Below are 15484 nucleotides of genomic sequence, written 5' to 3'. Positions count from 1 at the left end.
ACATTGCCGCTTTATTATTGTTATTAACTGCCCCATCGCGGGGCAGTTTTATTTTCTGACGGAATTACTGGTAAGTAATTTCGTAAGTCGCGTAGCTGTTAACCACACCGGTGGTTACCGTGGTCGGCGCGCTGGTGGCGTAGCCTACGTAGTAGGTGAAACGCGCGCCATCAGCTACAGCGGAAGCGTCGCCTTTCGCTTTCGGCTGAGTGCTGTCACCCGGGATGATTTTGTTGGTCAGCGCGGTAGCGTTGTCAGTAGACAGCACCAGCTGGATGTTCTGAGCACCGGAAGCTTCGGTGTTCGCCAGGTAGCCCTGTTGTTTGCTGGTTGCGCCAGCCAGCAGGTTACCGCCGGTCCAGTTCACGCCCAGTTTGCTTACGTCATCCTGTTTAGTGCCATCAGCAGCCTGGCAGTTAGAGACGTCAATGGTGAAAGATTTCGGTTTCAGGTAAGTATCCGCTGCTGCCGCTTTAACTTCAGTCAGGGTTACCGGAGACAGGTAAACGTTCGCATCGCTGCCCTGGCCGTTAACGGAAACAGTACAGGATACATCGGTAACTTTACCGAAGAAATTAACCTGGCCGCCGCCAACAGTGGTATCAGCTGCATGGGCAGCAGTCATGCCAAAAAACGCGGTTGCCATTGCTGCAGAGAGAAGAACCTTTTTCATTGCCATTTCCTTGTCAGAGTGAATTACGAATCAATGAGCACACTGTGAATTCGCATAGAACCAGAAACATCAGGCGATGCTGATTTATGCCACTGCTAATAGAATCTTCGACTGACCGGGAGCCGCAATATTTAAGGCGTCAGGTAACGAACCTAAAAATATAAGTTCGCTGGTGCTATCGGCGTCAAAGAATGCTATTTATTCGCCGACAAATATACATTTGTTCACGTTTCATTAAGTTATATAACAGATAACCATCGACTATTAATAAACAGTCATTGATAGATGAAAACGCGAGGGTGGTTGTTTACAGCGCAGCAAGCCTAACGCCAGAGCGAGAGAAAGTGACCGCAACAGCATGCAGAAAAAGCCCTCGGAAGGCCATCGCGATAAGTCTGAATCTGCCTTTGCGGTGGTGAAAACAGCACCAAACCATTCACACAACGAATGATGAAAGCATGAATGAGGCGCATTCCTCTCCCTGAACAAGGGCAGCCCATGTGATCCCCCCTTTCAGAAACAAATCATTAATTCATTGTTTTTAAATTAAAAAATAGATAAACGATCATGTTTACGCCATCAAACCGCCATAAAAATGTGATCTAAATCGCACTTTTTGCCACGCACGTTATAGTTAGCAGGCTTATTATAAGTCCATCGAAAGCAAACATGCTTTCCACCATAAAAGTTAAAAGGACAAACACCATGAAAAACGTAAAATTACTCGCCGCTGCCGGTATGCTCTCCCTGGTCTCTTTCGCTAGCTTCGCTCATCCGGTGAGCGTGACAGCAGACACCCTGGACAGCGCAGAAGCGAAAATCGCAACCATTGCGAAAGAACAAGGCGCTTCCTATCACATTACCGAAGCGTACACCGGCAACCAGGTCCATATGACCGCCGAGCTGTCTAAATAAGCGAATGGTTGCAGAGGGAGCTGCCGGACAGGCCGCCTGCGGGTGGCTGGTCTGGCTCCCGCCGCCCACCCCGCACGCAGCAATGTCGAGCCCCGTTACGGGGCTTTTTTCGTTTTTGCTCCCGCCGCCTGACGCGCCAGCGCGAGCTGGATAGACAGCACGCTCGCCAGCACCACGATCAATCCCATCAGCGCCATCCCCTGGATCTTTTGTCCGAGGAATATCCATCCCAGTACCACGGCGGTCACCGGGCTCAGCAGACTCATCGCCGACACGGCCACCGGTGAGAGGCGGCCAATCCCCCGAAACCACAGGCCATAGGCCAGCATGGCGCCCGCCAGGCACAGCCACAGATAGCCGGCCGCCTGCAGCACTGTTACCTGATGCAAAGGAGGGTCAACGATCAGCGCCACCGGGGCCAGCACCACCCCACCGATCGTCAGCTGCCAGCCGGTCAGCGCGACGATCGGCAGGGAGAGCGCCCAGCGCCGGGAAAGCCAGGTGCCCAGCGCCATACTGATCGCCCCGAGAAACGCCGCGCCGATGCCCAGCGGGTCGAGGACGGTGTGCGGCGACAGCAGCAGCATGGCCATACCGAGTATGCCGGCGATGGCGGAGAACACCGCCAGCCAGGGCGAGCGCTGCCGGTCGACACACCAGGCGAGGAGCATCACCAGCAGCGGCTGGATCGCGCCGATCACCGCCGCCAGCCCGCCGGGTAAGCGATAGGCGGCGATAAACAACAGCGCCTGAAACGCGCCGATATTTAAGATGCCGGTAACGATCAGCTTTGCCCATTCGCCGCGTTGCGGAAAACGACGGCTCCAGATCAGCAGGGCGATACCTGCCGGCAGCACCCTCAGCAGCGCAGCAATAAATGGGCGGTCAGGGGGCAGAAACTGGGAGGTGACAATGTAGGTCGTCCCCCAGATAGCGGGCGCCAGCGCGGTGAGCAGCAGGTCGAGAATCAGATTACGTGAGAGAAAAGCCATGATTTTATCTTCACTTCAAGGTAAATTAGTGAGTGAAGTATGTACCGCCAAGTATCTTGATATCAAGACAAGTGAGCACTAATGGACAAATCACCGCCGATCGACGCCGTGGATCGCATCCTCGCCCAGTGGCAGCGGGAGCGGCCAGACCTCGACTGCAGCCCCATGGGGCCGATAGGTCGCCTGAAACGATGCGCTATGCTGCTGGAGCCGCAGGTGGAAGTGGCCTTTACGCGCCACGATCTGGTGCGCTGGGAGTTTGACATGCTGGCGACGCTGCGGCGCGCCGGGGCGCCTTTCGTACTTTCGCCCACCCAGCTCTTCTCCACGCTGATGATTACCTCCGGCACCATGACCCATCGTCTGAAGGCGCTGGAGAAACGCGGGTTTATTACCCGCCTGCCCAATCCGGAGGATGCCCGCAGTATGCTGGTCGCCCTGACTTCCGCCGGACGCGAACGGATCGATGCCGCAGTGGAAACCCACGTCGACAACGAACGGCAACTGCTGGCAGGACTCAGTGACGGTGAACGCCAGCAGTTGGATCAGGCGCTGCGGGTGTTGATGCGACTGCTGGAAACGGGCTAACAGCCAGCGGCGATAAAGTCGCCGTTGGCGCTGATCGGCACCACGCTGAAAAACAATCCCACGGCAAAGAGGATCAGCGCCAGACCGCCGAGGATCTTCACCAACGGTACCAGCCAGGGCCGCGGGCGGTGATTCGTGACCAATCGTTTGACCGTCCGATGGCGCGCATAGTGAACCAGCAGCGACAGACCGAGGATCGAGAGCGCGGTGCCCAGCGCCATGCTCATCACCGCGGCGATGCCCCAGCTAACAATCCCCAACGCATTGGCGAATAATAAAATCATGATCGCCCCGCTACAGGGCCGAACGCCGATAGCCAGCACCACGCCAAGGCGCGTCTTCCAGTCAGCGCCCTGCATATCCTGCCCCACGCCGTGATGGCCGCAGCCGCACGAGGCGTCATGCTGATGCGCTGGCGTCAGACGGCGAATCACCTGTTTTGTCGGCCACAGGCTTTGCAGAGCGCGAAAGATAACATAAGCCCCAAAGACGCCGATGGTCAGGGCGCTGATCTTCTCGACGTACCAGCGGCTGGCGCTAAGATCGCCGGCGGCCAGATTCAGCCCCACCGCAAGAATAAAGACAAAGAGTATCGCAGTGACGCCCTGCAACAGGCTGCCGAGAAAGGGCACCACCCGCGCCGCCGTCAGGCTCTCCTGATTGGTGCTCAGGTAGGTCGTCACGATAAATTTACCGTGTCCCGGTCCGACGGCGTGCAGCACGCCATAGAGAAAGGCCCCCACCAGCAGCCAGATACCGCCGCTGTACTGATGGTTATTCAGCAACAGAAGGTACATCACCAGATAGCGATGCAGGGTAATTTGGGTGGCGAGACACCACTGGAGAAAGTCACCCCAGTGGCTGTGCAAGGTGATAGCGGCGGCCAGCAGTAGAAGGCCGCCGCACCCGGCCGCCAGCAGGCGCCAGTCGCGGAGCGCAATCGGAGTCGTCATCGTTATACCATTGTAGTAAACGTAAACCGCCTGACAGCAACTTTACGACAGGCGAGCGAAGGTGTCAGCGCTGAAGGGTGAGGAATTTGTCGAAGCTGTTCACGGGATTGTTCGTAGTCACCAGGCTCCGCATTATCTACCGATCGCTATCTTCCCGACACCGTATTAGCGCAGAATGCCTCAATATCTTGAGCATACCACAGCTATATCTTTTTATGCGTTATTGGTTACCAATACCTTTTAACAGGAATAATTACTCAAAAAATCACAGATAAAAATAAATAAGTTATTTCTTGGCGAGCATTTTTTGTCAGTTATTATGCTGCGCTTCCGGCAACAATATTCTTTAACTGCTATTTATTGCACTCTTCAGCAGGATCACTTCCATGAAAAGAGGCTTACTTACCCTGGTTACTGCTGCCATCGCTTTCCGTACAGGCCACCTGGCGCAGCGACAAGCGCCAGGAGGCACGTGACGAAAAGTGGTGAACCGGCAGGCTTCGGCGTATCCTGGATGTGAGTCCTTCCCGCGCCGAAGCGAGTATTCCAACCCGCCGCCAGACCGTGTCGCAATACTTACCTGTCCTCTTCTACCTCCCATTGATATCTTCCTGTATACGTTGACCGTGACGAGTTTTCATTTCATTCAACCGCATGTACCAGATTAAGCTTACCCGTTGAAATACGGCGTAATGTGCTCTATTACAGACAATGCTATTATCACCAGGCTTTTTGCAGTATGGTTTAATCACTGTTGTAGTTTTGCAGTGAATGCTATCCAGACGACTTAAGGTTGTATTTTGTCTGAGAAATTTCTCATGCCATTCCCGAAGGTTGTCGGCGAGGGAGGCTGGTTTACTGGGGTGACATTGCCCAGTAGACAGGCAATCAATCATGACGGCATTGATAGCCGCCTTGCCGTGGCCGGAAGCCCAAGCCTTCATCATCATGCGGGTATCATCAAGAGGATCAGGGATGTACAGGACGTGGAAACCCCCAGGAAAGATTCATCAGTTCAGCCAGCTCACCCTTTCTTTACCCTTCAGATCGCGGCCTCTTATCGTTAGCAATGGAGCTAGCCCATGATACCGCTCGCGCTCGTAGCAAATTAAAACGTTATCACCACGCTGTTTCAAAATAAAAAGGCAGTCAAATTTAACAATGACCTGACGCAGGCTCGGAAAACCAAAAATATGCCTGCAATAAAAGGGAAAACCATGACGAATAACGCCGACATAAAAAAAAGGAACTTCCTGACTCAGAATGAAATTGAGTCTTTACTTAAAGCGGCCGATACCGGTCCTTATGCTGCACGTAATTATTGCCTGACGTTACTGTGCTTCATCCATGGTCTGCGCGCCAGCGAGATCTGTCGTCTACGAATATCGGATATCGACCTTGCTGCCCGATGTGTTTACATCCATCGGCTTAAAAAAGGGTTTTCGACTACCCACCCGTTGCTGGATAAAGAGATCTACGCCCTAAAGCGCTGGCTGGCCATTCGCAGCAGCTGGCCGCAGGCCGCCAGCGAATGGCTGTTTCTCTCCCGCAAAGGTAATCCCCTTTCCCGCCAACAGTTTTATCAGATTATCGCGTCCTCAGGGGGACTGGCGGGGCTGCCACTGGAGATCCACCCGCACATGCTGCGGCACTCCTGTGGCTTTGCGTTGGCGAATATGGGGATCGATACCCGCTTGATACAGGATTATCTCGGGCATCGCAATATCCGCCACACCGTCTGGTATACCGCCAGCAATGCGGGACGCTTCTATGGCATCTGGGACAATCCCCGTGACAAACAGCGATCGTCGCTGATCCAATAGCCTTGACGCCATGGATGGCGTTGTATCGCGAGCGGTCGACAAATTAAAATATTCATGATTATTAACCCTGCGTTAATTAGGATTACTGTTCCCACAAGTTCTTATTTAATCCTTATGACTGAGAGTTAATATAACCCTGCGTTTACTCAGGAATAAGGCTGGGTATTTATTGGTGGGAAAAAATTACCGCGGCTGTGTTTTTAATAGCGGCTGGTAATGAAAAATATCCTTTCATTTTATATACCTGGCGGCAACCCGCGCAGATACTATTGAGCCGATGATTAAAATCTTTAAAATTAAGAATTATCACCCGACGATATTTTTAGTGTCTGGCAATGTAATATGTTATCAATTCGTGATTAATCATCTTCACCCTGTACCGTTTTAGCATTACAGAACCTTTCTCGTCATGGCGTATGGTTTCGCTGTGACGGTCATTCATACCTATTTTCAGGAGCAACTATTGTGAACCGACGTCGTTTTCTAACCGCCAAAGAAGTTCAGGCCATGATGCAGGCTGCTCGTCAGGGCCCTACCGGCGAACGGGACTACTGCCTCATTCTGCTGGCCTTTCGCCATGGCATGCGCATTAGCGAACTGCTGGATCTGCATTATCACGATCTGGATCTCCATGAAGGGCGGGTTAATGTGCGGCGATTAAAGAATGGTTTTTCGACGATTCATCCACTGCGTTTTGATGAGCGCGAGGCGATTGAGCGCTGGAGCCTGGTCCGTGCCGGCTGGAAAGCGGCGGACAAAACGGACGCACTGTTTATCTCCCGCCGCGGCACCGCGCTCTCCCGCCAGCAGGCGTATCGTATTATTCGCTCCGCCGGGGAAAATGCGGGTACCGTCACGCACACTCACCCCCATATGCTGCGTCACGCCTGCGGCTATGAACTGGCTGAAAGAGGGACAGATACGCGTTTGATACAGGATTATCTAGGACATCGCAATATTCGTCACACAGTACGTTACACCGCCAGTAATGCGGCACGTTTCGCTGGCATCTGGGAAAGAAATAATCTTTTAGAGGAAAAAGACCAGAAGACGAAAAATGAAATAACTGATTGATTTTAAAGAATTAAAAAAATAACGAACAGGTCAATTGGGGCCAAACTGTTTATATCATAAAAATGTTTTGACATATTTTGCAACTCACTGCGCCATATTTCCGCAAAAAAAATCATATCTCATTGATTATTATCTATTTTTAAACCTGCAATTACTCACTTTTCTCTAACCATATCTCTGCTGCACCGGCGATCCGTCGCCAACGCCATCGCTATTCCTTTCGCCCCCCCTCCCACCACACCAGATTATATTACCATAAAAACCAAATTTTGCAGCATTTAAAACCACAGAATACCAGGTTGACACAAAATACAGATCATTTACCCCAACGAGTCAAAATGGCCCCAATTGTCTCATCGGTTGGGCGAAAACTGTGCAGAGCCGGCAGCCGGACCACTCGGCTGAAATCTGAAATGCCTGGAAGGCACAACGGCTGCCAATCCGGTTCGTTATTTCGACATCGTTCAAAGGAAAACAGTATGAAAATCAAAACACTGGCAATGATTGTTGTGTCAGCCCTGTCACTGAGCTCCACGGCAGCTCTGGCCGATACCACCACGGTCAACGGCGGGACCGTGCATTTTAAAGGAGAAGTCGTTAATGCGGCCTGTGCGGTGGATGCCGGCTCTATCGATCAAACCGTTCAGTTAGGCCAGGTGCGTTCCGCGAAACTGGCCACGGCGGGGAGCACCAGTTCGGCCGTCGGTTTCAACATCCAGCTGGATGATTGCGACACTACGGTAGCCACCAAAGCGTCCGTCGCCTTCGCCGGTACGGCCATCGACAGCAGCAATACCACCGTTCTGGCCCTGCAAAACTCTGCCGCCGGCAGCGCAACCAACGTCGGCGTGCAGATCCTCGACAATACCGGTACGCCACTGGCACTGGACGGCGCCACCTTCAGTGCTGCGACCACGCTGAATGACGGCCCCAACATCATCCCGTTCCAGGCACGTTACTACGCGACCGGCGCAGCGACGGCTGGTATAGCGAACGCGGATGCCACGTTCAAAGTGCAGTACGAGTAAGACCCGAGTCAGGCAGGGAAGCTATTCGGGCCAGGAGGGCCCGCTCTCTATTTTCAACCGGAGTGAAACGATGCAGGGAATGAAATCTGGTCTGCTGCTGCTACTGCCTCCGCTGGCGCTGGCCGGTAATCATTGGAACGTCACGCTGCCGGGGGGCAGCATGCGTTTTCAGGGCCTGATAATGGCGAGCTCCTGCCGCGTCGAAGCCGGCGATCGGCAGATGACGGTCAATCTGGGGCAGATCAGCAGTAATCGATTTCATGCTGTCGGCGAAGACAGCAACCCAATCCCTTTCGCGATTCATTTACAGGATTGCAGTACGGCGGTCAGCCAGCATGTGGGTGTGACCTTTCACGGCGTGGCTGATGGAAAAAACCCCGACGTGCTGTCGGTGGGTGAAGGTCCGGGGATCGCCAGTGGGATCGGTATTGCGCTATTCGACAGCCAGGGCCAGCAGCTCCCGCTCAATCGTCCAGCGGATCGCTGGATATCACTCTACCGCGGACCGACGACGCTAAATTTCGTCGCCAAATATCGGGCGACCGGACGCCAGGTCACCGGCGGTGCAGCCAATGCCCAGGCCTGGTTCTCATTGACCTATCAGTAATTAATCCGCAGACAAACAGGACAACACGGTGAGCAGACAAGGAGATAATGTGAGAAAAACGGCAACGATGGCGCATGGCTTACTGGCAGGATGTGTGCTTTTCGCCGCCAGTATCTTTAGCGCCAGCGCGCAGGCGGGCGTTGCGCTTGGCGCGACCCGGGTTATCTACCCGGCGGGACAGAAGCAGGTCCAGCTCGCGGTGACCAATAATGATGACAACAGTACCTGGCTTATTCAGTCATGGGTGGAAAATGCCGATGGTCAGCGAGACGGCCGGTTTGTCATCACTCCTCCGCTGTTTGCCATGCAGGGTAAAAAAGAGAACACCCTGCGCATTATCGACGCCACCAATAACCAGCTGCCGCAGGATCGGGAAAGTCTGTTCTGGATGAACGTGAAGGCGATCCCTTCGATGGATAAATCAAAGCTCAGCGACAATACCCTGCAGCTGGCGATTATCAGCCGCATCAAGCTCTACTACCGTCCGGGAAAACTGGCCCTGCCTCCGGATCAAGCGGCGGAAAAGCTGACCTTTAGCCGTAGCGGATCGTCGCTGACGCTGACGAACCCCACCCCCTATTACCTGACGGTGACCGAACTGAACGCCGGGACACGCATTCTGGAGAACGCCCTCGTACCGCCGATGGGCAAAACCAGCGTCAAGCTACCCGCGGATGCCGGGAACACCATCACCTATCGCACGATTAATGATTACGGCGCGCTGACGCCGAAAATGAATGGCGTGCTGCGCTAACCAAGAAGCGCCCCGCCGCGCGGGACACGCTGCGCATGACCAGAAGCAATGACAGCCGGGCAACGTCGGACCGGAGGGATAATGTCACATCGGAAATATGGACTGGATCATTTAGGTTGCCGAACTGCCCGGCGCCTGGTATCTCCGGCGCTGGCGCTGTGGCTCTGCTCACAGCCGTTTGCCGCGCGGGCGGACCTCTATTTTAACCCCCGCTTTTTAGCTGACGATCCGGCGGCGGTGGCTGACCTGTCGGGATTTGAAAAAGGCCAGGAGGTTCCGCCAGGCACCTATCGCGTCGATATTTATCTCAACAATGGTTTTATGACCACCCGGGACGTCACTTTCCAGGCCGATGCCCAGGGTCACGGTCTGTCACCCTGCCTGACGCGCGGCCAGCTGGCGAGCATGGGTGTGGATACCGGTCGGGTGCCGGGCATGGCGACGCTGGACAGCACGGCCTGCGTGCCGCTGACCACGCTTATCAGCGAAGCTACCACGCGCTTCGACGTCGGACAGCAGCGCCTGTACCTCACTGTCCCCCAGGCATTTATGGGTAACCATGCGCGCGGCTATATTCCGCCGGAGCTGTGGGATAACGGTATCACCGCCGGGCTGATTAACTATAACTTCACGGGCAATAACGCCCATAACACCACAGGTGGCAGCAGCCGTTACGCCTATCTGAATCTACAGAGCGGCCTGAACATTGGCGCCTGGCGTCTGCGCGATAACAGCACCTGGAGCTACAGCAGCGGCGGTAGCACCTCATCCAACGAGAATCGCTGGCAGCACGTTAACAGCTGGCTTGAGCGGGACATCACGCCTCTGCGTTCGCGACTCACCCTAGGGGACAGCTACACCAACGGCGATGTCTTCGACGGGATCAACTTCCGCGGCGCCCAGCTGGCCTCCGACGACAATATGCTACCGGACAGCCAGAAAGGCTTTGCGCCGGTGATCCACGGGATCGCCCGCGGCACGGCGCAGGTGTCAATCAGGCAAAACGGCTACGAAATCTACCAGAGCACAGTGCCGCCGGGACCATTTACCATCGACGATCTCTACGCCGCGGGCAATGGCGGCGATCTGCAGGTCACGATCAAAGAAGCGGATGGCTCCCGCCAGGTCTTCAGCGTGCCCTGGTCAACGGTGCCGGTTCTCCAGCGTGAAGGCCATACCCGCTTCGCCCTCACCGCCGGGGAGTACCGCAGCGGCAACAGTCAGCAGGAAACGCCCGATTTTTTCCAGGGCACGGCCATGCATGGCCTGCCGGCAGGCTGGACGCTCTACGGCGGCACCCAGCTGGCAGACCGCTATCGCGCCTTTAACCTTGGGGTGGGGAAAAACATGGGCTATTTCGGCGCCCTGTCGCTGGATATCACTCAGGCCAACGCCACCCTGGCTGACGACAGCGAACATCAGGGGCAGTCGGTGCGTTTTCTCTATAACAAATCCCTGGATGAGACCGGCACCAACCTGCAGCTGGTGGGCTACCGCTACTCTACCCGCGGCTATTATAACTTTGCCGATACCACTTACCGCCGGATGAGCGGCTACAGTGTGGAAACCCAGGACGGCGTTATCCAGGTAAAACCGAAATTTACCGACTACTACAATCTGGCTTACAGCAAGCGCGGCAAGGTGCAGCTGAGCGTGACTCAGCAGTTGGGGCGCACCGCCACCCTCTATCTCAGCGGTAGCCACCAGACCTACTGGGGCACCGACGATGCCGATGAGCAGCTGCAGGCCGGCCTCAACGCCGCCGTGGACGATATCAACTGGTCGCTAAGCTACAGCCTGACAAAAAACGCCTGGCAGCAGGGGCGCGATCAAATGCTGGCGATCAATATCAATATCCCCTTCAGCCACTGGCTGCGTTCCGACAGCCGCTCGGTCTGGCGGCACGCCAGCGCCAGCTACAGCCTGTCGCACGATCTCAATGGCCGCATGACCAATCTGGCGGGCCTGTACGGCACCCTGCTGGAAGACAACAACCTCAGCTATAGCGTGCAGACCGGCTATGCCGGCGGCGGCAACGGCGACAACGGGAGCACAGGCTACACCGCCCTCAACTACCGCGGCGGCTACGGCAACGCCAACGTCGGCTACAGCCGCAGCGATGGCTTTAAACAGCTCTATTACGGGGTCAGCGGCGGCGTGCTGGCGCACGCCAACGGCATCACCCTGAGCCAACCGTTAAACGATACCGTGGTGCTGGTGAAAGCCCCCGGCGCCGGCGGCGTGAAAGTGGAAAACCAGACCGGGGTACGCACCGACTGGCGCGGGTATGCCGTCCTGCCTTATGCCACTGAGTATCGTGAAAACCGGATCGCGCTGGATACCAACACCCTGGCGGACAATGTCGACCTTGACGATGCGGTGGTCAGCGTGGTGCCCACCCATGGGGCGATTGTCCGCGCCAACTTTAACGCCCAGGTGGGGATGAAGATCCTGATGACGCTGACCCATCGCGGCAAACCGGTGCCGTTTGGCGCCCTCGCCACCGGCGACAGCAACCAGAGCGGCAGCATCGTCGCCGACAACGGCCAGGTCTACCTGAGCGGGATGCCGCTGGCGGGCAAAGTGCGGGTGAAATGGGGCGATGGCCCGGACGCTCAGTGCGTGGCCGATTACCGTCTGCCGCCGGAGAGCCAGCAGCAGGCGCTCAGTCAGCTTTCGGTCGCGTGCCGCTAAGGAGATCATGATGAGAACACTGCAGTATCTGCTGGGCGCCCTGTTCACCCTGGGCGCACCGGCTGCGCTTGCCGCCGATAGCACGATCGCCATCAGCGGCTATGTCCGCGATAACGCCTGCGCGGTAGCCGGCGAATCGAAGGATTTTACTGTCGATTTACAGGATAACGCCGCGAAGCAGTTTTATGCCGTTGGGGCGACGACGCCGCCGGTGCCGTTCCGCATCGTGCTGTCGCCCTGCGGCACTTCCGTCACCGCGGTGAAGGTCGGTTTCACCGGCGTGGCGGACAGCATCAACACCAGCCTGTTAAAACTCGATGCCGGGGCCTCGGCGGCGGCAGGAATGGGGGTGGAAATTCTCGATCAGCAGCAGTCCCGGCTGCCGGTCAATGCGCCGTCATCCACCATGACCTGGACCACGCTGACCCCGGGCCAGACCAATATTCTCAACTTTTACGCCCGGCTGATGGCCACTCAGGTGCCCGTCACCGCCGGGCATGTCAATGCGACAGCGACATTCACCCTGGAATTTCAGTAAGCGGAGGCTGAAATGAAATGGACTCATGTGGGCTGGCTGCTGGCCGGCCTGTTAACCGCGAGCGCTTCCCTGCGGGCGGCCGACGTCACTCTCACCGTCAACGGCAAGGTGGTGGCCAGACCCTGCACGGTTTCCACCGTCAATGCCACCGTCGAGCTGGGCGATCTCTATACCTTTAGCCTGATCGGTGCGGGCTCGGCATCGGCCTGGCACAGCGTGGCGCTGGATCTGAGCAACTGCCCCGTGGGTACTTCACGGGTGAAAGCCACCTTCAGCGGAACGGCGGACAGCACCGGCTATTACAAAAACCAGGGAACGGCGGGCAATATTCAGCTCGAACTGCAGAACGAGGACGGCACCACGCTGAACAATGGCAGCAGCCAGTCGGTACAGGTGGATGAGGCCAGCCAGTCCGCTCGCTTCCCGCTGCAGGTCAGGGCGCTGTCCGTCAACGACGGCGCCACGCAAGGCACCATTCAGGCGGTGATTAACGTCACCTATACCTACGCCTGAGCCAGGAGAGCATCATGATGAAAAAAATAATCCCCCTGTTCACCACCCTGCTGCTGCTGGGCTGGTCGATGAACGCCTGGTCCTTTGCCTGCAAAACGGCCACCGGGGCGACGATTCCCATCGGCGGCGGGTCAGCCAACGTCTACGTTAACCTGACCCCGGCGGTGAACGTCGGGCAAAACCTGGTGGTCGACCTCTCCACGCAGATTTTTTGCCATAACGACTATCCGGAAACGATCACCGACTACGTGACCCTGCAGCGCGGATCCGCCTATGGCGGTGTGCTGTCGAGTTTTTCAGGCACCGTGAAATATAACGGCACCTCTTACCCGTTCCCGACCACCACGGAAACCGCGCGGGTGATTTATGATTCACGGACCGATAAACCCTGGCCGGCCGTCCTGTATCTGACGCCGGTGAGCACTGCCGGTGGGGTGGCCATCACCGCAGGATCGTTAATCGCGGTGCTGATCCTGCATCAGACCAACAACTACAATAGCGACTCCTTCCAGTTCATCTGGAACATTTACGCCAACAACGACGTGGTGGTCCCCACCGGCGGCTGCGACGTCTCCGCCCGCGATGTCACCGTCACCCTCCCCGACTACCCGGGATCGATGGCCGTGCCGCTCACCGTCCACTGCGCGCAAAGCCAGCAGCTGGGGTATTACCTCTCCGGCACCACCGCGGACAGCGCCAACGCGATCTTCACCAATACCGCCTCCGCCTCGCCGGCGCAGGGGATAGGCGTTCAGCTGACGCGCAACGGCAGCGCCGTCCCGGCGAACAGCACGGTCTCGCTGGGCACCGTCGGCACCTCGCCGGTCAACCTCGGCCTGACGGCCACCTATGCCCGGACCACAGGCCAGGTTACCGCCGGCAACGTGCAGTCGATCATCGGCATCACCTTTGTCTATCAATGATGACCGATTATATCCTCTCGCCCTGCTCGCTGGCCGCCCGCGGGTTGAGCCAGCTGATGCTGAACGCCGCGAAGCGGCCCGTTGAGCTGCCGGTCGAGGGCGTGTCCCTGCGCGAGCTGGCCGCCGTGAAGCGGATCGTGGTGTATCTCCCTGACGATCCCCTGTGGATGCTCACCACGCTGCGCCAGGCGGCAAGGCTACTCGACGAGGCCTTGCCGCCGTTACCGATGTTGATTCTGAGCCGCAGCCCGGCCATCTGGCTGTGGCAAACGCTGCTCTATCAGGTGAGTCATCCGGATCGTCTGCGCAACGTCCATACTGCCCCCGCCGATCTGTCCTGCGCGGAGCTGGCCCATCGGCTGGAGAATGCGCCGCGGCTTGAGCGGCTTGCCAGCGAAGCCGCCCTGATCCACGGAAAACGGGTCGTCGGGTTGACCCACGCCGAGCTCAAGGTGATCCTCGCCCTGCTGCAAGGGCAGACGATAGGCGAGCAGGCCCAACGTCTCGGATTGAGCCAGAAAACGCTCTACACCCAACGGCTGGCTGGGGTGAAAAAGCTGGTGGAATGTCATCCGCATCTGGCCCCCCGCTTTCCGCGCACGCTGCTGCCGCGCTCACCCGCAAACGCACTGACGGCGTTTGAACAGGAATGGGTACAAGCGATTCACGATCGCCAGGTCTTCCCGGTTTTTCAACCTATCGTCGATAGTCGCTCACAGCTACAGGGGGTGGAGATCCTGATCCGCTGGCGCCACCGCGGCCAGGTACTTCACCCCCAGACCTTTCTGCCGCACTTCCGCGCCGACTACACCTGGCTGCTGCTTACGGCCTTTGTTCTGCAGGAGGCCGTGCAGAATATTAATGAGTATCCAGGCACCTTCTATTTTTCGGTCAACATACCCTCCTCACTCGCCGACAGTGACAGCCTGCTGCGGATGGTGGAAGCCGCTCGCCAGCAGCTTCGGCAGCCAGAGGGCGTGGCAAGGCTGGTGCTGGAATATGCTGAAACTATCGATTTTCGCCATCAGAGCCGCTCCGCCGCCCACGTGGCGCAGCTGCAACGTGCTGGCGTGCGCGTGATGCTGGACGACTGCTTTTCTCAGGGGAGCGTTATCTTTCCGGCGCGTCGACAGCACTTCAATGCGTATAAACTGGATATGAGCATCGTCAATGACGCCCAGCACGATCCAAAGGCGCTTGCGCTAATAAAAAGCCTGGCCTACTACTGTCAGTTGAGCGGCAGCCGCTGTGTGGCGGAAGGGGTGGATTCACTGGCGAAATTTACGCAGTTAAAATCGCTGGGGATTGATCGCTTCCAGGGCTATCTGTTTTCACCACCGATGCGGCGCGAACATCTCCCGGATCTGATCCGCCGCTTTTCCCACCAGCGCGATCCGGCGAAACGTTGA

16 protein-coding genes are annotated in these 15484 nt (G+C 56.8%); 13 read left to right on the top strand and 3 right to left on the bottom strand.

The window, feature by feature from the left end:
- Positions 1-64: 64 nt before the first annotated feature.
- Complete coding sequence (mrkA, locus tag AB1E37_RS04255) at positions 65-673, bottom strand: type 3 fimbria major subunit MrkA (RefSeq protein ID WP_002916128.1); 609 nt, start codon at positions 671-673, stop codon at positions 65-67.
- Positions 674-1378: 705 nt separating this feature from the next.
- Here mrkA and AB1E37_RS04250 point away from each other — a divergent pair.
- The gene (locus AB1E37_RS04250; protein ID WP_002916131.1) at positions 1379-1588 is read left to right on the top strand and encodes a DUF1471 domain-containing protein; all 210 of its coding nucleotides are present in this window, start codon (positions 1379-1381) and stop codon (positions 1586-1588) included.
- A 95-nt stretch (positions 1589-1683) separates the two neighbouring features.
- Here AB1E37_RS04250 and AB1E37_RS04245 read toward each other — a convergent pair whose 3' ends face one another.
- On the bottom strand, positions 1684-2580 hold the full coding sequence (locus AB1E37_RS04245) for an EamA family transporter (RefSeq protein ID WP_004900391.1): 897 nt from the start codon (positions 2578-2580) through the stop codon (positions 1684-1686).
- An 81-nt stretch (positions 2581-2661) separates the two neighbouring features.
- Between AB1E37_RS04245 and AB1E37_RS04240 the strand changes: the two genes are divergently transcribed.
- Positions 2662-3168 (top strand): MarR family winged helix-turn-helix transcriptional regulator, encoded by a 507-nt coding sequence (locus AB1E37_RS04240; RefSeq protein WP_002916184.1) that lies wholly within the window; start codon positions 2662-2664, stop codon positions 3166-3168.
- Here AB1E37_RS04240 and AB1E37_RS04235 read toward each other — a convergent pair.
- Positions 3165-4121: a nickel/cobalt transporter gene (locus AB1E37_RS04235; RefSeq protein WP_004900395.1), complete on the bottom strand. Its 957-nt coding sequence runs from the start codon at positions 4119-4121 to the stop codon at positions 3165-3167. The two genes, AB1E37_RS04240 and AB1E37_RS04235, sit on opposite strands and share 4 nt — an antisense overlap.
- Before the next feature lie 818 nt (positions 4122-4939).
- Between AB1E37_RS04235 and AB1E37_RS04230 the strand changes: the two genes are divergently transcribed.
- From AB1E37_RS04230 to AB1E37_RS04180, 11 genes are all read left to right on the top strand, one after another.
- Positions 4940-5188: a hypothetical protein gene (locus tag AB1E37_RS04230; RefSeq protein WP_004144011.1), complete on the top strand. Its 249-nt coding sequence runs from the start codon at positions 4940-4942 to the stop codon at positions 5186-5188.
- 150 nt (positions 5189-5338) lie between these two features.
- Entirely contained in the window at positions 5339-5944 is a 606-nt protein-coding gene (fimB, locus tag AB1E37_RS04225) for a type 1 fimbria switch DNA invertase FimB (RefSeq protein ID WP_004151951.1), read from the top strand.
- A gap of 465 nt (positions 5945-6409) precedes the next feature.
- Positions 6410-7018 carry a type 1 fimbria switch DNA invertase FimE gene (gene fimE / locus AB1E37_RS04220; RefSeq protein WP_002916189.1) on the top strand — a complete coding sequence of 203 codons (609 nt, stop codon included), beginning with the start codon at positions 6410-6412 and terminating at the stop codon, positions 7016-7018.
- Positions 7019-7497: 479 nt separating this feature from the next.
- Positions 7498-8046, top strand: a complete 549-nt coding sequence (fimA, locus tag AB1E37_RS04215; RefSeq protein WP_002916190.1) for a type 1 fimbrial major subunit FimA — start codon at positions 7498-7500, stop codon at positions 8044-8046.
- A 70-nt stretch (positions 8047-8116) separates the two neighbouring features.
- Complete coding sequence (locus tag AB1E37_RS04210) at positions 8117-8653, top strand: fimbrial protein (RefSeq protein ID WP_004174507.1); 537 nt, start codon at positions 8117-8119, stop codon at positions 8651-8653.
- Between the two features lie 28 nt (positions 8654-8681).
- Entirely contained in the window at positions 8682-9407 is a 726-nt protein-coding gene (locus tag AB1E37_RS04205; RefSeq protein WP_002916192.1) for a fimbria/pilus periplasmic chaperone, read from the top strand.
- 81 nt (positions 9408-9488) lie between these two features.
- Positions 9489-12101: a fimbrial biogenesis usher protein gene (locus AB1E37_RS04200; RefSeq protein ID WP_009308599.1), complete on the top strand. Its 2613-nt coding sequence runs from the start codon at positions 9489-9491 to the stop codon at positions 12099-12101.
- A 10-nt stretch (positions 12102-12111) separates the two neighbouring features.
- Positions 12112-12639, top strand: a complete 528-nt coding sequence (locus AB1E37_RS04195) for a fimbrial protein (RefSeq protein WP_019705553.1) — start codon at positions 12112-12114, stop codon at positions 12637-12639.
- Between the two features lie 27 nt (positions 12640-12666).
- Entirely contained in the window at positions 12667-13152 is a 486-nt protein-coding gene (locus AB1E37_RS04190) for a fimbrial protein (protein ID WP_181948611.1), read from the top strand.
- 17 nt (positions 13153-13169) lie between these two features.
- Positions 13170-14075 (top strand): fimbrial protein, encoded by a 906-nt coding sequence (locus AB1E37_RS04185; RefSeq protein WP_004151788.1) that lies wholly within the window; start codon positions 13170-13172, stop codon positions 14073-14075.
- On the top strand, positions 14072-15484 hold the full coding sequence (locus AB1E37_RS04180) for an EAL domain-containing protein (RefSeq protein ID WP_032448088.1): 1413 nt from the start codon (positions 14072-14074) through the stop codon (positions 15482-15484). The genes AB1E37_RS04185 and AB1E37_RS04180 overlap by 4 nt, the downstream gene beginning before the upstream one ends.

The organism is Klebsiella sp. Shm-1 (assembly GCF_040804525.1).
In the GTDB taxonomy this organism is placed as follows: Bacteria; Pseudomonadota; Gammaproteobacteria; order Enterobacterales; family Enterobacteriaceae; genus Klebsiella; species Klebsiella pneumoniae.
This window is presented reverse-complemented; position numbering and strand designations above follow the sequence as displayed.